Here is an 18,519-nt window from a genome sequence, read left to right on the forward strand (position 1 = left end):
AGGAAATCTGGCTGGTTGCATCCCTTGTCTGGTCGGATTAATATCCGCAATGCGGAAACAAGAATCCATTTTAAGGAACCCAAGCCCTGGGAGGGTGGAGCTCGTGAACATTCAGATCACCGGTGGCGAGGTCGAGCGAGGAGCCGAGATCCTCACCCCCGAGGCCCTCGAATTCGTTGCGGAGCTGCAGCGACGGTTCGGGGCCCGCCGTGACGAGCTCCTGGCCGCCCGCCGAGTGCGCCGCGAGGAGGTCGCCCGCACCGGCCGGCTCGACTTCCTGCCCGAGACGGCCGACGTACGCGCCGGCGACTGGACGGTGGCGCCGGTCCCCGAGGACCTCCAGGACCGCCGCGTCGAGATCACCGGTCCGACGGACCGGAAGATGACCATCAACGCCCTCAACTCCGGAGCGCGGGTCTGGTTGGCCGACATGGAGGACGCCAGTACGCCGCACTGGAGCAACGTGGTCGGCGGCCAGGTGAACCTGTATGACGCCGTGCGGCGCCAGATCTCGGCGATGTCCCCGCAGGGCAAGCTCTACGAGCTCAAGCAGGACCAGCGGCTGGCCACGATCGTGATGCGCCCGCGCGGCTGGCACTTCGACGACCAGCACGTCGTGGTCGACGGCACGCCGGTCGTCGGCGCGCTGGTGGACTTCGGGCTCTACTTCTTCCACAACGCCCGCGAGCTCGTGGAGCGCGGGAGCGGGCCGTACTTCTATCTCCCCAAGATGGAGAGCCACCTCGAGGCGCGGCTGTGGAACGACGTGTTCGCTTTCGCCCAGGCGGAGCTCGGGATCCCGCACGGCACCGTGCGTGCGACCGTGCTCATCGAGACGATCCCGGCCGCGTTCGAGATGGACGAGATCCTCTACGAGCTGCGCGACCACGCCTCGGGGCTCAACGCGGGCCGGTGGGACTACCTGTTCAGTCTGATCAAGTACTTCCGCGACGCCGGGCCCTCGTTCGTGCTGCCCGACCGGGCGACGGTGGGGATGACCTCGCCGTTCATGCGTGCGTACGCCCAGCTGCTGGTCAAGACCTGCCACCGCCGCAACGCCCACGCCATCGGCGGCATGGCCGCGTTCATCCCGAGCCGTCGGGACCAGGAGGTCAACGCCACCGCCTTCGCCAAGGTCCGTGAGGACAAGGAGCGCGAGGCCGGCGACGGCTTCGACGGCTCCTGGGTGGCCCACCCCGACATGGTCCCGATCTGCCGCGAGATCTTCGACGGTGTTCTCGGTGACCGGGCGAACCAGGTCGACCGGCAGCGCGACGACGTCTCGGTCGCGGCTGAGGACCTGCTCGACGTCGCTTCCGCCGGCGGCGCGATCACCCTCGCCGGGCTGCGCGACAACGTCGAGGTCTCGCTGGTCTACCTCGACGCCTGGCTCCGTGGCTCCGGCGCCGTCGCCATCCACAACCTGATGGAGGACGCGGCCACGGTCGAGATCTCCCGCTCGCAGATCTGGCAGTGGGTGCACAACGAGTCGAAGCTCGACGACGGGACCCAGGTGACCGCAGAGCTCGTACGCCGGGTCCTGGACGAGGAGATGGCGAAGCTGTTCGCCGCGGCCGACGGGATCGAGCACCGCCTGGAGCAGGCTCGCACCATCTTCGAAGAGGTCGCGCTCGCCGACGACTACGTCGACTTCCTCACGCTGCCGGCCTACGACCAGGTGGTCGGGGTATGAGCCACCTGGAGGATCTCATCGGCCGGCTCGACCGGGCGCTCGCCGGTGCCGATGCGGCACTGGCCGCCGGCTATCCGGGTGATCGTGGCGTACGTCAGCCGGTGCACACCGTGTACGTCCCGGGCGACCGCTACGACGAGAAGACGGTCTCGGAGTGGTCCGCCGAGTCCGGTCGGGTGCTGGCCGAGCACGGGGGTTCGGCTGCCGAGGCCGCGGATTCCTTCGACCTGGAGCCTGGTCTGGCGGGCGAGATCTACGATCGCGTGACGGCCAAGCTCGCCGCCGAGCCGATCGAGGACCTGCGGATCGACTTCGAGGACGGCTATGGGGACCGGCCCTACGACGACGAGGACGCCGCCGTGGTGGCGGCCGCCCGGGCGCTCGCCGCCACCGTCCGTGACGGCTCCGCGACGCCGTTCCACGGCATCCGGATCAAGTCGTTCGAGGCCCCGACGCGACACCGCGGGCTGCGTACGCTCGACCTCTTCCTCGGCGAGCTCGTCCGCGAGGGCGGGCTCGGTGACGGCTTCGTCATCACGCTGCCCAAGGTGACCTCCGTCGAGCAGATCACCGCGATGGTCACCGCTCTGGACGCGCTCGAGGCGGTTCACGGCATCGCGGCCGAAAGTCTTCGGTTCGAGATCCAGGTCGAGACGCCGCAGGCGATCCTCGGCTCCGACGGCACGGCGCTGATCGCGCGGATGATCGCCGCCGGCGCCGGCCGGGTCACCGGTCTGCACTACGGGACCTACGACTATTCCGCCTCGCTCGGGGTCGCGGCCGCCCACCAGAGCATGGAGCACCCGGTCGCCGACCACGCCAAGGACGTGATGCAGGTGGCCGCTGCCGGCACCGGCGTCTTCGTCTCGGACGGCTCGACCAACGTGCTTCCGGTCGGGGACCCCGATGCGGTACGCGCGGCGTGGCGGCTCCACTCACGCCTGGTGAGCCGGTCGCTGGCCCGCGGGATCTACCAGGGCTGGGATCTGCATCCGGCTCAGCTCCCCAGCCGCTACCTCGCGACGTACGCGTTCTTCCGGGAAGGGCTCGAGGTCGCTTCAGCCCGCCTGCGGGCGTACGTCCACGGCGGCGACTCCAGCTACCTGGACGAGCCTGCCACTGCTGCCGCGCTGGCGGCGTTCGTGCTGCGCGGGGTCGAGTGCGGTGCCGTCGCGGCCGACGAGGTCGAGACGCTCGCCGGGATCGACCAGGCCAAGCTGGCCGAGCTCGCGCGCCGCCGGATCGGCTGACGCCGGCGGTTTCGCTACGTCGACCGTGGCGGCGGGCTGGGTAGCCTGCCGCCATGCGCGTCGAAGCCGAGTTCACCACCGAACCGTTCCGTGGCGAGGGCGAGCCTCCCGAGCATGCGACGGCGGCGCTCGCGGCCGCCCGTGAGGCCGGTCTGGAGTGCGACTTCGGGCCGTTGGGCACGTCGATGCGCGGTGACCGGGACGCCGTCCTGGCCACGCTGGCCGAGGTGGTGGCCGCGGGATTGGACCACGGCGCCGACCAGATCACCTTCCAGGTCCGGGTCGAAGGACACAGCGCGCCGCGGCGTACGGCCGGCGGGTTGGACGCGCTCCTCGTCGAGGTCGCGGAGAGTCTCGGTGGCGACCTGGCGGCCTTGGACCGCCAGGGCAAGCAGCGCGCCGTGCGGCTGCTGGAGGAGCGCGGTGCCTTCGACTACCGCAAGAGCGCCGAGATCGTCGCGTCGGCGCTCGGCGTCACCCGGTTCACGGTCTACAACTACCTGAACCGCGAAAGGGAGTAGTCCTCCCAGACTTTTCAACAAACTGTTGACTGTGACGAGAGACACATGCAATCGTTGTTGCTGTACGGAAATTAGTTTCCGCATAGCGAGAGAGAACGGTTCATGGATCTCCAGAGCTTCAACACCTCACCGGCGGACGTCGTACGACCCGTGCTGCAGGCCTGCTGCGACGCTCCGAGCTGGGTCGCCGCCGTCCTGGCCGGGCGCCCCTACGCCGACGAGGCCGACGTCGTCCGGGCCGCGGACGAGGCGGCCCGACGGTTCACCGCGGCCGACGTCGACCAGGCCCTGGGCGCCCACCCCAGGATCGGGGAGCGCGCCGAGGGCGAGCACGCCGAAGCCGCCTGGTCGCGGCGCGAGCAGGCCGCCGTCGGCACCGACCAGGCCACGGCACAGGCCCTCGCCGAGGGCAACCGGGCCTACGAGGAGCGCTTCGGCCGGGTCTTCCTGATCTGCGCCTCGGGTCTCTCGGCCGACCAGGTCCTGGCCTCCCTCCGCGACCGGCTCGGTCACGAGCACGACGAGGAAGCGGCCGTGGTCGCCGACGAGCTGCGCCGGATCGCGCTGCTCCGCCTCGAGCGCGTCCTCACCGCCGAGGTCTCCGCATGACCAGCGCCATCACCACCCACGTACTCGACACCGCGCTCGGCCGCCCGGCCGCCGGCGTCCCGGTCCGGCTCAGCCGGATCGATGTCGACGACACAGATCAATCGCCCGTCCTCGCCGACACCGTCACCGACGACGACGGCCGGGTGACCGACCTGGGACCCGATCAGGTCCCGGCCGGCACCTATCAGCTCCGGTTCGGCACCGCCGCCTACTACGCGGCGACCGGTCAGGAGTGCTTCTACCCGCAGGTCTCCGTCACCTTCGCGGTCACCGACCGGCGGCACCACCACGTGCCACTTCTGCTGAGCCCGTTCGCCTACTCCACCTATCGAGGGAGCTGACATGCCCATTCGTCTTGGACCCAACCAGTACGGCAAGGCCGAGAACCGCGTCGTACGCATCTACCGCGACACTCCTCGCCACCAGATCCGCGACCTCAACGTCTCGACCTCGCTGCGCGGCAGCTTCGACGACGCCCACACCAGCGGCGACCAGCAGGACGTACTGCCGACCGACACCCAGAAGAACACGGTCTTCGCCTACGCGAAGGAGATCGGCGTCGCCTCGATCGAGGAGTTCGCGCTGGCTCTGGCCGACCGCTACCTGGAGGCCTGCCCGGCCGCCGAGGGTGCCCGGGTCGAGGTCGACGAGTACGCCTGGGACCGGATCCAGGTCGATGGCGCCGGTCACGACCACTCCTTCGTGCGCTCGGGTGGCGGCGTACGGACCACCGTGGTCAATGTCGACGGCCGCGGTGCGGACCGGGTCGCCCATGTGGTGTCCGGCATCAAGGACCTAGTCGTGCTCAAGTCGACCGGCTCGGAGTTCCACGGCTTCCTCAAGGACGAGTACACGACCCTGCAGGAGACCACCGACCGGATCCTGGCGACCTCGCTCGTCGCCCGCTGGCGCTACACCGGAACGGAGGTCGACTGGGACAAGGCGTACGACTCCATCCGGGCCCTGCTGCTGCAGCGGTTCGCGGAGATCCACAGTCTCGCGCTGCAGCAGACCCTGAACGGGATGGGCACCTCGGTGCTCGAGCAGCACGGTGACGTCGCCGAGATCAAGTTCTCCGCGCCCAACAAGCACCACTTCCTCTCCGACCTCTCGCCCTTCGGCCTGGACAACCCCGGCGAGGTCTTCTTCGCCGCGGACCGGCCCTACGGCCTGATCGAAGCCTCGGTCGTACGCGACGAGGCCCCAGATGCCGGCAACGCCTGGCACGCCATCCCCGGATTCTGCTGAGGCCCGGCCATGCTTGGTCGTAGGAGGCAGGCAACCGCGTCGGCCCCGGCCTCGGCCCGTCCGGAGGACGAGCGGCATCCACCGGGCCAGCTCCTCGCCTACGGCACGCAGCACATCCTGACGATGTACGGCGGCGTGATCGCGCCGCCGCTCATCGTCGGGGGTGCCGCGGGTCTTTCCGGCACGGACCTGGCGCTGCTGGTGACCGCCGGTCTCTTCGTATCCGGCCTCGCGACGCTGCTGCAGACGCTCGGACTCGGGCCGTTCGGCAGTCGGCTGCCGATCGTGCAGGGCATCTCGTTCGCGAGCGTGTCGACGATGGTCACGATCGCCAGCGAGGACGGGCTGCGCCCGGTCTTCGGCGCGATCATCGTCGCCGGTCTGATCGGACTGGTGCTCTCCTCGTTCTTCGCCCAGCTGGTCAGGCTCTTCCCGGCCGTCGTCACCGGCACGATCATCACCGTCATCGGCCTCTCGCTGATGCCGGTCGCGTTCCGGTGGGCGATGGGCAACGACGCCTCCGCGCCGGACTACGGCTCGATGACGAACATCGCGTACGCCGGGCTGACGCTGCTCATCATCCTGGTGATCAGCCGGGTGTTCCAGGGGGCGATCTCCCGTCTCTCGATCCTCATCGGAATCGTCGTCGGGACGGTGATCGCGACGGTTGCCGGCCGGGCCGACTTCTCCTCGGTGGGCGATTCCGATCTGGTCGCGCTCCCGCCGGTCCTGCACTTCGGTGGCCCGACCTTCGAGGTCGGCGCGATCGTCTCCATGACGATCGTGGTGCTGGTGATCATGACGGAGACGACCGCGGACATCCTGGCGATCGGCGAGATCGTGGAGACCGACGTGGACACCAAGCGCGTCGCCCGCGGCCTCCGCGCCGACATGGCCGCCACGACGGTCGCCCCGCTGTTCGGTACGTTCCCGTGCAGCGCGTTCGCGCAGAATGTCGGGCTCGTGGCTCTGACCGGCGTCCGGAGTCGATATGTCGTGGCGACCGGTGGCCTCGTGCTGCTGCTCCTCGGATTGCTGCCGGTGGTCGGCGCGGTGGTGGCGGCGATCCCGTATCCCGTGCTCGGTGGTGCCGGCATCGTGCTGTTCGGCTCGGTCGCGGCATCTGGGATCCGTACGCTGTCCCGGGTCGACTACGAGGACAACCTCAACATGGTGATCGTCTCCGTCGCGATCGCCGTCGGGATCCTGCCGATCGCCGCCCCGACGTTCTGGGACGCGTTTCCCGAGTGGCTCGGCGTCATCATGCACTCCGGCATCAGCGCCACCGCCCTGGTCGCCGTCGTGCTCAACCTGCTGTTCAACGAGATCACCCTCGGCAACCGCTCCGGCGCCTCGGTCTTCGCCGCCTCCCAGGATTCTCGTGAGGGTTTCGGGGACCGGCTCGACGACGACATCGAACGGTCGTGAGGCCGAGTCGGCGTGATTTCGCGTCAGGATGCGCCGACTCGGCCTCCGGGGGTCAGCCGACGAGGTGGGGGTCGGGGGTGTTGACGAGGTCGCCCTCGATCCAGACGTTGCGTACGTCGGCGGGGGTGCCGAGGGCGAACATCTTGGCTAGGGCGTCGGCCGCGTCCGTGGCGTGGGCGAGGCCGACGGCGAGAGGGGTGCTGGGGGCGGGCTTGATCCACTGGGCGTCGAAGCGGTGGCCTACGGAGAAGTCGCCGACCGAGGTCCCGAGGCCGAGGGCCTCGGCGCCGGCGACCGTGGCCAGGCGGAGGAGGTGGGTGGGGGTCAAGGGGTGGCCGGCCTCGCCGAGGAGCTGCTGGGCGACGTACGCACTCAGGCCCTCCTTGAGCAGGGAGAACCCGGTGCCGGCGCCGACGTCGGAGCCCATCGCGACGCGTACGCCGTGCGCTCGGTGGCGGGCGAGGGGGAAGAGGCCGCTGCCGAGGGCGGCGTTGCTGGAGGGGCAGTGCGCGACCGCCGCGCCGCGCGACGCCAACAGAGCGAGCTCGGAGTCGGTCGGGTGCACGTTGTGCGCCAGGACGGTGCCGGGGCCGACCAGGCCGTGCCGGTCGTAGGAGGTCACGTAGTCGCAGCCGAAGAGCGCCTCGACGGTCTCGATCTCGCGGGTGTTCTCGTTGACGTGAGAGGTCAGCATCGCCCCCGGTACGGCACGCAGCACGTCGCCGCAGGCCGCGAGCAGGTCGTCGGTACATGACAGCGAGAACCGCGGGGTCACGGCGTAGCGGGCCCGGCCGACGCCGTGCCAGCGGGCCGCGAGCGCCAGCGACTCCTCCCGTGCCCGAGAAGGATCGGTGAACAGGTCCTCGCGGATGAGCCGGTCGCTGACCACGAGGCCGCTGGTGATCCGCAGCCCGACTCGCGCGGCCTCGGCGAAGACCGTGTCGACCGCGGGCGCGAAGTGGCTGCCGAAGACCAGTGCCGTGGTGGTGCCGGCGCCGACCAGGCCGCGTACGAAGTCGCTGGCCACGCCCTCGGCGTAGACGGGGTCGGCCAGGCGCGCCTCCTCGGGGAGAGCGGTCTGGTCGAGCCAGTCGAGCAGCGGCAGGCCGAGGCCGCCGATGACGCGTACCTGCGGGAAGTGCACATGGGTGTCGACGAATCCGGGCAGCACGAAGCCGCCGGAGAGGTCGACAACGTCCTCCTGGGGGTGCTGGCGGCTCAGGTCGGCGAACGATCCGCGGGCGCGGATCACGCCGTCGCGTACGAGCAGGGCGCCGTCCTGTTCGGCGCGGAGCTCGCCGCCGGAGAACGGGTCGGAGGGAGTGTCGAGGAAGGTTCCTCGGAAGAGCGTCATCGTGGGGTTCACCTTGGTTGTTGTTCGGATGGTGCGGGCTCGCCCGCGAAGATCTGGAGCAGCCGGGCCGCGACGCTGACCGCGATCGTGGCCGGTTCCTTGCCGCCGAGATCGGGAAGTCCGATGGGTGTGGTGATGCGGGCGATCGCCTCGGGGGCGTGGCCCTCGTCGGCGAGCTTGGCCCGGAACCGGCTCCACTTGGCGCTCGAGCCGATCAGCCCGATCGACCCGAGATGCCCGGCACGCAGAGCCGCGTCGCACAGGGCGGCGTCCTCGGCGTGGTCATGGGTCATGACCAGGACGTGGGTGCCCTCGGGCAGCTCGCCGATGACGAGCTCGGGCAGCACCGGCACCTGATGGATGTGGACGCCGGCGACGGCGTCGTCCAGCCCCCGCAGCTGCTCCGGCTCGAGCTGGGCGGTGCGGGAGTCGACCAGGTGCAGCTCGAGATCGTGGCGGGCGAGGATGCGCGCCAGCTCGAGCCCGACGTGGCCCATCCCGAAGATGGCCACGGACGGTACGACGGGCAGCGGCTCGAGCAGCAGCTCGACCTCGCCACCGCAGCACTGGACGCCGTGCTGGTAGGGCGCCTTGTCGGAGAGCGACACCTTCAGGCTCTCCGGGGTTTCCAGGCCGTCGGTCAGCATCGCCCGGGCGTGCTCGATCGCGACCGCCTCGAGGTTGCCGCCACCGACGGTCGCCCAGGTGTGGTCGGCCGAGACGACCATCTTCGCCCCGGCCTCGCGCGGCGAGTGGCCGCGTACGGACGTCAGGGTCACGAGTACGCCGGGAACGCGCTGCTCACGCAGCCGCTGGACGGCCTTCAGCCACTCCATGTCATCACCTCTCCCCGGCCATGGCCGGCTCGGCGCCGGGCTCGATCGCGGGTTCGACAGGCGTACGTGCTCGGTCGAGCGCCCAGTAGACGGCCTCCGGCGTTGCGGGGGAGGCCAGGTCGACGCTGGTGCCGGCCGGACCGAAGGCGGCGGCCGCCTCGCGCAGCGCCTCGCGGACCGAGAAGGCCAGCATCAGCGGGGGCTCGCCCACGGCCTTCGAGCCGTAGACGGCACCCTCCTCGTGGGCCTTCTCGAGCAGCTTCACCCGGAAGTCCTCGGGCATCTCGGAGAAGCTCGGCAGCTTGTACGTGCTCGCCGCCTGCGTCGCCAGCCGGCCCCGGTTGGGTCCGTCGGAGGTGTCCCAGCGCAGGTCCTCAAGAGTCAGCCAGCCAGCACCCTGGACGAAGCCGCCCTCGATCTGGCCGATGTCGATCAGCGGGCTCAGGCTGTCGCCGACGTCGTGGACGATGTCGACCCGCCGCAGCGTGTAAGCACCGGTGAAGCCGTCGACCTCGACCTCGGAGGCGGCCACCCCGTTGGCGAAGTACTTGAACGGCTCGCCCTGCATGACGTTGGGGTCCCAGTGCAGGCCCTCGGTGCGGTAGAAGCCGGCCGCCCACAGCTGCACCCGCTGGTGGTAGGCGGTGTTGACCAGCTCGTTCCAGCCGATCTCGCCGGAAGCGGGGGAGAGACCGCGGACGACGCCGTCGTCGAAACGTACGTCGCTGGGGCTGATCCCGAGACGACCGCCGGCGACCTGGGCGAGCCGCTCGCGGATCTGCTCGCAGGCATTCTTGATCGCGGCCCCGTTGAGGTCGGCGCCGGAGCTGGCCGCGGTCGCCGAGGTGTTGGGCACCTTGTCGGTGCGGGTGGGGGCGAGGCGTACGCGGGACAGGGGCAGGCCGAGCGCGGTCGCGGCCACCTGGAGCATCTTGGTGTGCAGGCCCTGGCCCATCTCGGTGCCACCGTGGTTGATCAGCACCGAGCCGTCCTTGTAGACGTGCACGAGGGCGCCGGCCTGGTTGAAGGCGGTGAGGTTGAACGAGATGCCGAACTTCACCGGCGTCATCGCCAGGCCCCGCTTGGTGTGCGGGTGCCGACTGTTGAAATCGGCGATCTCGGCCCGTCGCCGGGCCACCTCTCCGGACGAGGCGACCTGGTCCCAGCAGGCCGCCAGCCGGTCGGCCTGGCGCACGGGCTGGCCGTACGGCGTGGTCTGGTTCTGCTGATAGAAGTTGCGGCGGCGCAGCTCGAGCGGTTCGATGCCGAGCAGCGGGGCGCACCGGCCGAGCAGGTCCTCCATGACGAGCATGCCCTGCGGTCCGCCGAAGCCGCGGAAGGCGGTCTGCGAGGTCTTGTTGGTACGCGCCACCCGGCCGTCGACGCGGATGTCGGGCACCCAGTAGGCGTTGTCGATGTGGCACAGCGCGCGGGCCAGCACCGGCTCGGAGAGGTCGAGGCTCCAGCCGCCGTCGGCGGTGAGCGTGGCCTCGAGCCCGAGGATGTGGCCATCGTCGTCGAACCCGACGCGCCAGGTGCTGTGGAAGCCGTGACGCTTGCCGGACATGGTGATGTCCTGGGTGCGGTTGAGGCGCAGTCGCACGGGCCGCCCGGTCAACCGGGCGCCCAGCGCGGCGATGGCCGCGTAGCCGTGCGGCTGCATCTCCTTGCCGCCGAACGCGCCGCCCATCCGGAGGCACTGGACGGTGACCTCGTGGCTGGGGACGCCGAGCACGTGGGCGACGATCTCCTGGGTCTCGGAGGGGTGCTGGGTGCTGCTGTGCACCAGCACCTGGCCGCCCTCGTCGACCAAGGCCAGCGAGGCGTGGGTCTCGAGGTAGAAGTGCTCCTGGCCGGCGAACTCGAACTCGCCCTCGAAGACATGGACGGCGTTCTCCAGGGCCGCCGTGACGTCGCCGCGTTCGAGGTTGCGCGGGGTGCCCTGGAAGCTCTCCGCCGCGATCGCCTCGGTCACGGTGACCAGCGAGGGCAGCGGCTCGTAGTCGACCTCGACCGCGGCCGCGCCCAGCCGGGCGGCCTCCTGGGTCTCGCCCAGCACCCAGCACACCGCGTGGCCGTGGAACATCACCTCGGTCGGGAAGAGCGGCTCGTCGTGCTTGACGCCGGCGTCGTTGATGCCGGGTACGTCCTCAGCGGTGAGCACGCGGACGACGCCGGGCACGTCGTAGGCGGGGGCGGGCCGCAGCGCGGTGACCAGGGCGTGCGTGTGTGGCGCCTGGACCGGCCAGGCGTGCAGCGTGCCGGCGATCCGCCCGACCAGGTCGTCGGTGTAGAGCGCCTCGCCGGTGACGTGGAGCGCGGCGCTCTCGTGGGGCAGCGGGATCCCGACGATCGGGTTCTCAGGGCGTTCGGACAGGGCGCTCATGCCGGCACCTCCTGACGGTCGGTATGGGTCTCGGGATGGTTGTGGAACAGGCGCAGCAGGGACTGCCCGAGCATCGCCGAGCGGTAGGACGCGCTGGCGCGGTGGTCGTCCATCGGTGTGCCCTCGCCGGCCAGGACGGCCGCGGTGCGACGTACGGTCTCCTCGGTCCAGGGCTGCCCAACGAGCGCGTCCTCGGTGGCGACGGCCCGCAAGGGTGTCGCGGCGACGCCGCCGAGGCCGATCCGGGCGCGGATCACGGTGCCGTCGGCGATCTCGAGCGCGTAGCCCACGGCCACGCTGGAGATGTCGTCGAAGCGGCGCTTGGCGATCTTGTGGAAGCCGACGAGCGGGGCCAGCGGCAGAGGGAGCCGTACGCTGCGGATCAGCTCATCTGCGGCGAGGACCGTCTCCCGGTAGCCGGTGAAGTAGTCGGCCAGCGCGACGACCCGCTCGCCGCGCGGCGATGCCAGGACGACCTCTGCGTCGAGCGCGAGCAGTGCGGGCGGGGCGTCGCCGATGGGTGAGGCGGTGCCGATGTTGCCGCCGAGCGTTGCGCCGTTGCGGATCAGCCGCGAGGCGAACTGCGGGAACAGCTCGGCCAGCAGCGGGACCCGGCCGTTGAGCTTGCGCTCGATCTCGGTCAGCGTGAGGGCCGCGCCGATCTCGACATGGCCGGTGCGGAAGGAGAGCTCGCGCAGCTCGGGCAGCCGGTCCACCGCGACGACCAGCGGCGCCCGGCGGCCGCGGAGGTTGACCTCCACACCCCAGTCGGTCGAGCCGGCCACGACCTGCGCCTCCGGCCATTCGGTGATCACGTCGAGCGCCTCGGTGAGCGTCTCGGGGCGTACGAACTCGGCCCCGTCGACGGCGATCCGGGTCGGTCGGACCTCGGGCGGCGGCTGCTGCTGGCGCGCCGCAAAGGTGTCGTCGGCCTCGGGTGCGCCGAGGGCGTAGGCGGCGTCGCGGATCGGGCGGTAGCCGGTGCAGCGGCACAGATTGCCGCTCAGAGCGTGCAGGTCGACCCCGTTCGGGCCGTGCTCGTGATCGCACGGCTCGGCCTCGGCGTCGGCGGCACGTCCGGGGCGGTAGTACTCCGCGGCGAGGCTGCAGACGAAGCCCGGCGTGCAGTAGCCGCACTGCGACCCGCCGCGTACGGCGAGCTCCTGCTGGACCGGGTGGAGGTCGCCGCTGGTGCCGAGCCCCTCGCTGGTGACGACCTCTTGACCGTCGAGCGCGGCGACGGGGACGAGGCAGGCGTTGATCGACGTCCACTCGGTCGGCGAGCTGGTGCCGGGGCGCGCGACCAGGATCGAGCAGGCGCCGCACTCGCCCTCGGCGCAGCCCTCCTTGGCACCGGTGAGGCCGCGGCCGCGCAGCCAGTCGAGGGTGGTGGTGTGGGTGGCGACCCCGGTCAGGGGCACCTGGTCCCCGTTGACCGTGACACAGGGGGCGCTGGTTTTGGTCATGGCTGGCTCCGGATCGGGTTGCGGGTGCGGGCGCTGTGGATCGGGTTGGCGTCACGCAGGAAGTCATCGAAGCGGTGGCCGGCGATCTTGGCGATCTCGATCAGCGCGGCGGCGTGCTCCTGCCGTTCGCAGTTGCCGAGCCGCGACCGGCCCTCGGCGAGGATCCGGTCGAGCGAGTCGGAGTCGCGTACGGAGATGACCAGGGGGAAGCCGAACCGCTCGTGGTAGGCGTCGGTGAGCGAGGCCAGCGTCTCCTGGTCCGGCTCGGCCAGGTGGGTCAGGCCGCGCGAGGACTGGTCGCGCAGCGACTCCTCGCCGACCATCCCGTCCGAGACCAGGCGCGAACCGAGCTCGGGGTAGGCCTCGATCAGCTCGCGCTGCTCCTCGACGGAGCCGCTGAAGAGGGCGTCCTGGAACGCGCGCCGCAGGGCGTGCGTGTCGGCGAACGGACGCTGCTCCCAGGCCCGCTCCACCATCCACCGCGGCCCCTGGAAGAGCCCGTCGAACGTCTCCACGAACTCCGTACGCCCCATCTGGTTGACCTGGTCGAGCCGGACGCCCTCGCCGGGCTGACCGGCGACGGCGGGGCCGTAGTCCGGACCGACGTGGTGGAACAGGATGTTGAGCAGGATCGCGGTGAGGCTGCCGAGGGTGATGCCGCTGCCGAAGATGATCTCGGCCCAGTCCGGGACGGCCTGGGCGACCTGGGGCTGCGCGGTGACGTACATCGCCAGGCCGACGCTGGTCGCCACGATCACCACGTTGCGGTGGTCGTGGAAGTCGACCTTGCTGAGTGTCTGGAAGCCGACCACTGCGACGGTCGCGAACATGGCCAGGGCGGCGCCGCCGAGTACCGGGTGCGGGATGCCGGCGACGATCGCGCCGACCTTGGGCAGCAGCCCGATCAGGACCATGATCAGGCCCGCCGTGGCGACCACCCAGCGGCTCTTGACCCGGGTCAGCCGGACGAGGCCGACGTTCTCGGCGAAGCAGGTGTAGGGGAAGGAGTTGAAGACGCCGCCGATGGTGGTGGCCAGGCCATCAGCGCGCAGGGCTCGGGCGATGTCGGTGCGGCCGATCCGCTTCTCCACGATCTCGCCGGTGGCGAAGACGTCACCGGTGGTCTCGACGGCGGTGATCAGCATGACGACGATCATCGACACGATCGCGGCGGCGGAGAACTGTGGCCAGCCGAAGTGGAACGGGGTGGTCACCCCGACCCAGTCGGAGCCGGCGACCGCGTCGAAGTGGGCGTCCCCGAGGGCCCAGGCGACCAGGGTGCCGACGACCAGGCCGACGAGCACGGCGACGGTGGCCATGAAGCCCTTGAACACCCGCTGGATGATCACGATCAGGGCCAGGGTGCCCAGGGCGTACGCCAGGTTGCGCCCGCTGGTGGGATCCGAGGTCGGGCCGGCGCCACCGGTCGCGTCCGCGGCAGCGACGGGGAGCAGCGCGATGCCGATGATGGTGATCACCGAGCCCGTCACGACCGGCGGGAAGAACCGGATCAGCCGGCTGAAGTAGGGGGCGATGAAGAAGGTCGCCAGACCCGCGACGATCACCGCGCCATAGATGACGAGCAGGCCGTCGGTGCCGCCGCCCGCCGCGAGCCCGATCGCGATCATCGGCGAGACGGCGGTGAAGGTGACGCCCTGCAGCAGCGGCAGGCGTACGCCGACCTTCCAGAAGCCGACCGACTGGATGATCGAGGCGATGCCGCAGGTGAACAGGTCGGCGTTGATCAGGTGGATCAGCTCCTGCTGGCTCAACCCGATCGAGTTGGCGAGCAGGATCGGGACGATCACCGCCCCGGCGTAGAACGCGAGCACGTGCTGGAGGCCGTAGACGGCGAGCTTGGGCGCCGGGAGCACCTCGTCGACGGGGTGAATGGGGCGGCCACCGTCCTTCTTCTGGGGCCGGATCGACCTCAGGACTGCTCTCGCGTTCATCCTCACACCTTTCTCGGGGGCGCCCTCGGTGGGCAGGTGAGCTGTGACTTACCCCACAGCCTGGTCTCTCGGGCCCCCGAGCGGCACCCGCCGATCATCCGAAGATGAGGTCACCGCGGATACGGCCTTTGTGTGATGCTCCAGAATGACGTACGGCCGGTTTCCGTGTGGTTTCCGTGGCGTGAAACACGGCTCTGGGATCGCGTGTAACACGCTGTTCGTAGGACTTTCCGGTCGTTCCAATAGGGCGAGTAGTCCTACGAACGACGTGTTACACGGCGGCGGCCCAGCGCGTTGCGAGCTGGTTCACAGCGATCTGAGGGCGAGGAAGACGTCGACCCGGTCCTCCATCGTGGTCAGATCACGCCCGGTCAGCTCCTCGACACGGGAGATCCGGTAGCGCACGCTGTTGACGTGGAGATGGAGCGACTCGGCCGTACGCGTCCACGACCCGGCGTACGTCAGGAACCGGTCGAGCGTCGGCACCAGGTCGCTGCCGGTGCGCTGGTCGTGATCGAGGACGGGGCCGAGGACTCGCTGCGCGTAGGTGCGGCGGATGTCGTCTGGGACGGTGGCGAGCAGCAGTACGTGCGAGGTGACCTCCTCCGAGCTGGACAGCGCCACCGCGCCGCCCCCGGAGCGGGCGACCCGGTGTGCGAACCGGGCCTCCTCGAGCGCCCCTGCCAGCGCGTCGACGCCGCTCTCGCCACTCAGCCCGACCGACAGCGAGCCGCGGACCAGGGCCGGCGCCAGCCGGGTCAGGGAGCGGCGCAGCTGGTCGGTGAGGTCCGGGCGGGACGGAAGGAAGGCGACGGCGCAGCCGTCCCGCGCGCTCGCGACCACCGACGGCCCCAGGCCGAGAGCCACGTCCTCGAGCACCGCGGCCACCGCGTCCGGCGGGCCGCCGGGCCCGAGCTCGGCCACGGCGAGCACGAGCGGACGCTCCGGATCGAGCCCGGACTGGCGTAGCCCGGTCGCGATCTCGGCAGGTGAGGCACCGGCCTCCAGGTGGGCGAGGGTTGCCGCCGCGAGCGGCCGCCGGACCCGAAATCCCTCGTCGCGTCGAGAGCGATCCAGTGCCGTGATGGCGCCGAACTCGTGGACCATGTCGAGGTCCTCACGCGGCCAGGTGGTGTGGTCGCCCTCGACCGCGACGGTCCATCCGGTGAGGCGGTCGGCCAAGCCCGATCCGATGGGGAACAGGGAGTAGCTGCGGTCGCCCAACTCGGCCACGGCGGGCAGCAGGTGGGCGGTCAGGAAGCGGCGGGTCAGGGCGTCGACCGTCTCCGGATCGAGCTCCCCGGGTCCAGGTACGACATGGCGCCCGCTCGCGGTGAGCACCCGGCACGCGTGGCCGATCTCGGAGGTCACCCGGGCGGCGAGCTCGTCGAGACTGCGGCCTGAGGCGATGGCGGAGAGGAGCTGGCGCTGGCGGGCCAGGCTGGCCGACATCCGGGCGCTCTCGCCGGCGGCGCCGGCGGCCGCGACGTACTCGGTCACGTCGGCGAACGCCACATCCCCGGGCACCTCCACCAGAGCGACCTGATGGCGGTGACAGGCGTCGACGAGGTCCTCGGGAACCGCGCCGAGCAGGGCCGCTCCGGCCAGCAGACACGCCGCGCCGCCCTCCGCGATCGAGGACACGAACGTCTCGCTGTCCTCCGGTCCGCGGCGCCAGACCAGACCGGTGAGCACGAGCTCGCCGCCGTTCAGATAGCGGCCCGGCTCGAGCAGGTCGATCGTGATCGTGCGCCCCACCGGACGCTCGAGCGAGCCCTCGGGCGCGTGCAGGAGTCGCAGGCCCAGGCTGGGCGTATCCAACAGCTCTGCAAGTAGCACGGTGCCTCCACCGGTCGGCCGGTCCAATTCGGCCGCGCCTTGGAGGAAGGTACAACGCCCGCGCATGTGCACGGGAGGCCCGTTGTCGTTTCTTCACCACTTTGCGGGCAAGTTCTGCTCGGGGTTGACGTGACTCCGCTCACATCCTTATATTTCGAATGTCAGAAATCAAATTCCGCAATACGGAAGGAACGGTGTGATGAACCACCAGCTCCGGTACGAGGTGAACTGCTCGATCCTGTTCACCGAGCTCCCGCTGCTCGAGCGCCCCGCAGCGGTGAAGGCCGCCGGCTTCGACGCGGTGGAGTTCTGGTGGCCGTTCGCCGAGGCGGTGCCGTCCGACCAGGACGTCGACGCTTTCGTCGCTGCCGTGCAGGACGCCGGGGCGCACCTGGTCGGCCTCAACTTCTTCGCCGGCGACATGCCCGCCGGTGACCGCGGTCTGGTCTCGTGGCCGGCCCGGTCGGCGGAGTTCCGCGACAACATCGACGTCACGATCGGCATCGGTGAGCGGCTCGGCTGCACGGCGTTCAACGCCCTCTACGGCAACCGCGTCGACGGCGTCGCCCCCGAGGCGCAGGACGAGCTCGGCGCCGAGAACCTCGCGTTGGCCGCCCGCGCGGCAGCCCGCATCGGCGGCACCGTGCTCGTCGAGCCGGTCAGCGGTGCCGACCGCTATCCGCTGCTCACCGCCGCCGACGCGATCGCGGCGATCGACCGAGCCGGCGAGGCCAACATCGGCCTGCTCGCCGACCTCTACCACCTCGCCGTGAACGGCGACGACGTCGACGCGGTGATCGCCGCGTACGCCGCTCGTATCGCTCACGTCCAGATCGCCGACGCCCCGGGGCGCAACGAGCCCGGCACCGGCGAGCTCCCGCTCGAGCGGCAGCTCGCCGCGCTCGAGGCGGCCGGGTACGCCGGCTGGGTCGGGCTGGAGTACAAGCCCGCCAGGACCTCGGCCGAGAGCTTCGACTGGCTGCCGCGCGAGCGGCGGGCCACCGCCACCGCCATCCACTGACGACCCCTTAGGAGGGAACATCATGACCAACATCGCCTTCATCGGCCTCGGCATCATGGGCAGCCCGATGGCCGCCCACCTCGTGGACGCCGGTCACACCGTCGCGGGCTTCGACCACAGCCCCGAGCGCACCCAGGCCCTGGCCACGGCCGGCGGCCGCGCTGCCACCTCGACCGCCGACGCCTGCCGCGACGCCGACGTCGTCTGCGTCATGGTCCCGGACTCGCCCCAGGTCGAGGAGGTCCTCACCGCCGAGGGTGGCGTCTTCGAGACCGCCCCGGCCGGCGCGCTGATCATCGACTTCTCCAGCATCCGGCCCGACGTGAGCGCCGCGCTCGCCGAGCAGGCCGCTGCCCGGGGCTTCCGCATCCTCGACGCCCCGGTCTCCGGTGGCGAAGCCGGTGCGAAGAACGCGGCACTCTCGATCATGGTCGGCGGCGCGGCCGACGACTTCGCCACCGCGAAGCCGCTCTTCGACGCCGTCGGCAAGACCATCGTCCACGTCGGCCCGAGCGGCGCCGGCCAGACGGTCAAGGCGGCCAACCAGCTCATCGTCGCCGCCAACATCCAGGCGCTCTCGGAGGCGGTCGTCTTCCTCGAGGCGTACGGCGTCGACACGAAGGCCGCTCTCGAGGTGCTCGGTGGCGGGCTCGCGGGTTCGAGCGTGCTCAACCAGAAGAAGGAGAACATGCTGACCCGCTCCTTCCAGCCCGGCTTCCGGATCGACCTGCACCACAAGGACATGGGGATCGTCACCTCCGCCGCCCGTGAGGCCGGCGTCGTGGTCCCGCTCGGTTCGCTGGTCGCCCAGCTGATGGCGAGCGCCCGGGTCAACGGCGACGGCGGCCTGGACCACTCCGCCCTGCTGCGGGGCGTCGAGCGGCTGAGCGGCTCCGTCACGAAGGGGGAGAACTGA

At 70.7% G+C, this 18,519-nt stretch carries 15 protein-coding genes; 9 read left to right on the forward strand and 6 right to left on the reverse strand.

Features of this window, described 5'->3' with window-relative positions; translation table 11 throughout:
* The first annotated feature begins 49 nt into the window (after nt 1-49).
* The 7 genes from aceB (at nt 50) to ACFWQC_RS24720 (ending at nt 6,749) form a co-directional block, all read left to right on the forward strand.
* Complete coding sequence (gene aceB / locus ACFWQC_RS24690; RefSeq protein WP_378684253.1) at nt 50-1,693, forward strand: malate synthase A; 1,644 nt, start codon at nt 50-52, stop codon at nt 1,691-1,693.
* Nucleotides 1,690-2,943, forward strand: a complete 1,254-nt coding sequence (locus tag ACFWQC_RS24695) for a DUF6986 family protein (protein WP_378684256.1) — start codon at nt 1,690-1,692, stop codon at nt 2,941-2,943. Before aceB ends, ACFWQC_RS24695 begins: the two co-directional genes overlap by 4 nt.
* Nucleotides 2,944-2,996: 53 nt before the next feature.
* On the forward strand, nt 2,997-3,464 hold the full coding sequence (locus tag ACFWQC_RS24700) for a helix-turn-helix domain-containing protein (RefSeq protein ID WP_378684259.1): 468 nt from the start codon (nt 2,997-2,999) through the stop codon (nt 3,462-3,464).
* Nucleotides 3,465-3,566: 102 nt separating this feature from the next.
* Nucleotides 3,567-4,073: a 2-oxo-4-hydroxy-4-carboxy-5-ureidoimidazoline decarboxylase gene (gene uraD / locus ACFWQC_RS24705; protein WP_378684262.1), complete on the forward strand. Its 507-nt coding sequence runs from the start codon at nt 3,567-3,569 to the stop codon at nt 4,071-4,073.
* Nucleotides 4,070-4,414, forward strand: coding sequence for a hydroxyisourate hydrolase (gene uraH / locus ACFWQC_RS24710; RefSeq protein ID WP_378684265.1), 345 nt, complete (start codon nt 4,070-4,072; stop codon nt 4,412-4,414). Before uraD (ACFWQC_RS24705) ends, uraH begins: the two co-directional genes overlap by 4 nt.
* A gap of 1 nt (nt 4,415) precedes the next feature.
* A complete protein-coding gene (pucL, locus tag ACFWQC_RS24715) occupies nt 4,416-5,321 on the forward strand; it encodes a factor-independent urate hydroxylase (protein ID WP_378684267.1) in 906 nt (301 codons plus the stop codon).
* Nucleotides 5,322-5,330: 9 nt separating this feature from the next.
* A complete protein-coding gene (locus ACFWQC_RS24720) occupies nt 5,331-6,749 on the forward strand; it encodes a nucleobase:cation symporter-2 family protein (RefSeq protein ID WP_378684270.1) in 1,419 nt (472 codons plus the stop codon).
* A 52-nt stretch (nt 6,750-6,801) separates the two neighbouring features.
* On the opposite strand, the gene ACFWQC_RS24725 is transcribed toward ACFWQC_RS24720, so the two are convergent.
* The 6 genes from ACFWQC_RS24725 to ACFWQC_RS24750 form a co-directional block, all read right to left on the reverse strand.
* Nucleotides 6,802-8,103, reverse strand: coding sequence for a guanine deaminase (locus tag ACFWQC_RS24725; RefSeq protein ID WP_378684273.1), 1,302 nt, complete (start codon nt 8,101-8,103; stop codon nt 6,802-6,804).
* Between the two features lie 8 nt (nt 8,104-8,111).
* Nucleotides 8,112-8,939 (reverse strand): xanthine dehydrogenase accessory protein XdhC, encoded by an 828-nt coding sequence (gene xdhC / locus ACFWQC_RS24730; RefSeq protein ID WP_378684276.1) that lies wholly within the window; start codon nt 8,937-8,939, stop codon nt 8,112-8,114.
* Between the two features lie 4 nt (nt 8,940-8,943).
* Complete coding sequence (xdhB, locus tag ACFWQC_RS24735) at nt 8,944-11,325, reverse strand: xanthine dehydrogenase molybdopterin binding subunit (RefSeq protein ID WP_378684279.1); 2,382 nt, start codon at nt 11,323-11,325, stop codon at nt 8,944-8,946.
* Nucleotides 11,322-12,791, reverse strand: coding sequence for a xanthine dehydrogenase small subunit (locus ACFWQC_RS24740; protein ID WP_378684281.1), 1,470 nt, complete (start codon nt 12,789-12,791; stop codon nt 11,322-11,324). The genes xdhB and ACFWQC_RS24740 overlap by 4 nt, the downstream gene beginning before the upstream one ends.
* Nucleotides 12,788-14,743 (reverse strand): 2-oxo-4-hydroxy-4-carboxy-5-ureidoimidazoline decarboxylase, encoded by a 1,956-nt coding sequence (uraD, locus tag ACFWQC_RS24745; RefSeq protein WP_378684284.1) that lies wholly within the window; start codon nt 14,741-14,743, stop codon nt 12,788-12,790. The genes ACFWQC_RS24740 and uraD (ACFWQC_RS24745) overlap by 4 nt, the downstream gene beginning before the upstream one ends.
* 306 nt (nt 14,744-15,049) lie before the next feature.
* A complete protein-coding gene (locus tag ACFWQC_RS24750) occupies nt 15,050-16,582 on the reverse strand; it encodes a PucR family transcriptional regulator (RefSeq protein WP_378684287.1) in 1,533 nt (510 codons plus the stop codon).
* A gap of 199 nt (nt 16,583-16,781) precedes the next feature.
* Here ACFWQC_RS24750 and ACFWQC_RS24755 point away from each other — a divergent pair, with 199 nt between their 5' ends.
* Together ACFWQC_RS24755 and ACFWQC_RS24760 are read left to right on the forward strand one after the other, a co-directional pair.
* The gene (locus tag ACFWQC_RS24755) at nt 16,782-17,603 is read left to right on the forward strand and encodes a hydroxypyruvate isomerase family protein (protein WP_378684292.1); all 822 of its coding nucleotides are present in this window, start codon (nt 16,782-16,784) and stop codon (nt 17,601-17,603) included.
* 22 nt (nt 17,604-17,625) lie between these two features.
* Entirely contained in the window at nt 17,626-18,519 is an 894-nt protein-coding gene (locus ACFWQC_RS24760) for a 2-hydroxy-3-oxopropionate reductase (RefSeq protein ID WP_378684295.1), read from the forward strand.

It is taken from the genome of Nocardioides sp. NPDC058538, from assembly GCF_042719275.1.
Lineage (GTDB): Bacteria > Actinomycetota > Actinomycetes > Propionibacteriales > Nocardioidaceae > Nocardioides.

Excerpts from the sequence above, each read along its gene's own strand:
- ACFWQC_RS24760 (WP_378684295.1), top strand. The coding sequence starts at position 17,626 with ATGACCAACATCGCCTTCATCGGCCTCGGCATCATGGGCAGCCCGATG.
- ACFWQC_RS24720 (WP_378684270.1), top strand. The coding sequence starts at position 5,331 with ATGCTTGGTCGTAGGAGGCAGGCAACCGCGTCGGCCCCGGCCTCGGCC.
- uraD (WP_378684284.1), bottom strand. The coding sequence starts at position 14,743 with ATGAACGCGAGAGCAGTCCTGAGGTCGATCCGGCCCCAGAAGAAGGAC.
- uraD (WP_378684262.1), top strand. The coding sequence starts at position 3,567 with ATGGATCTCCAGAGCTTCAACACCTCACCGGCGGACGTCGTACGACCC.
- ACFWQC_RS24700 (WP_378684259.1), top strand. The coding sequence starts at position 2,997 with ATGCGCGTCGAAGCCGAGTTCACCACCGAACCGTTCCGTGGCGAGGGC.
- ACFWQC_RS24695 (WP_378684256.1), top strand. The coding sequence starts at position 1,690 with ATGAGCCACCTGGAGGATCTCATCGGCCGGCTCGACCGGGCGCTCGCC.
- ACFWQC_RS24725 (WP_378684273.1), bottom strand. The coding sequence starts at position 8,103 with ATGACGCTCTTCCGAGGAACCTTCCTCGACACTCCCTCCGACCCGTTC.
- xdhB (WP_378684279.1), bottom strand. The coding sequence starts at position 11,325 with ATGAGCGCCCTGTCCGAACGCCCTGAGAACCCGATCGTCGGGATCCCG.
- uraH (WP_378684265.1), top strand. The coding sequence starts at position 4,070 with ATGACCAGCGCCATCACCACCCACGTACTCGACACCGCGCTCGGCCGC.
- ACFWQC_RS24755 (WP_378684292.1), top strand. The coding sequence starts at position 16,782 with ATGAACCACCAGCTCCGGTACGAGGTGAACTGCTCGATCCTGTTCACC.
- xdhC (WP_378684276.1), bottom strand. The coding sequence starts at position 8,939 with ATGGAGTGGCTGAAGGCCGTCCAGCGGCTGCGTGAGCAGCGCGTTCCC.
- aceB (WP_378684253.1), top strand. The coding sequence starts at position 50 with ATGCGGAAACAAGAATCCATTTTAAGGAACCCAAGCCCTGGGAGGGTG.
- pucL (WP_378684267.1), top strand. The coding sequence starts at position 4,416 with ATGCCCATTCGTCTTGGACCCAACCAGTACGGCAAGGCCGAGAACCGC.
- ACFWQC_RS24740 (WP_378684281.1), bottom strand. The coding sequence starts at position 12,791 with ATGACCAAAACCAGCGCCCCCTGTGTCACGGTCAACGGGGACCAGGTG.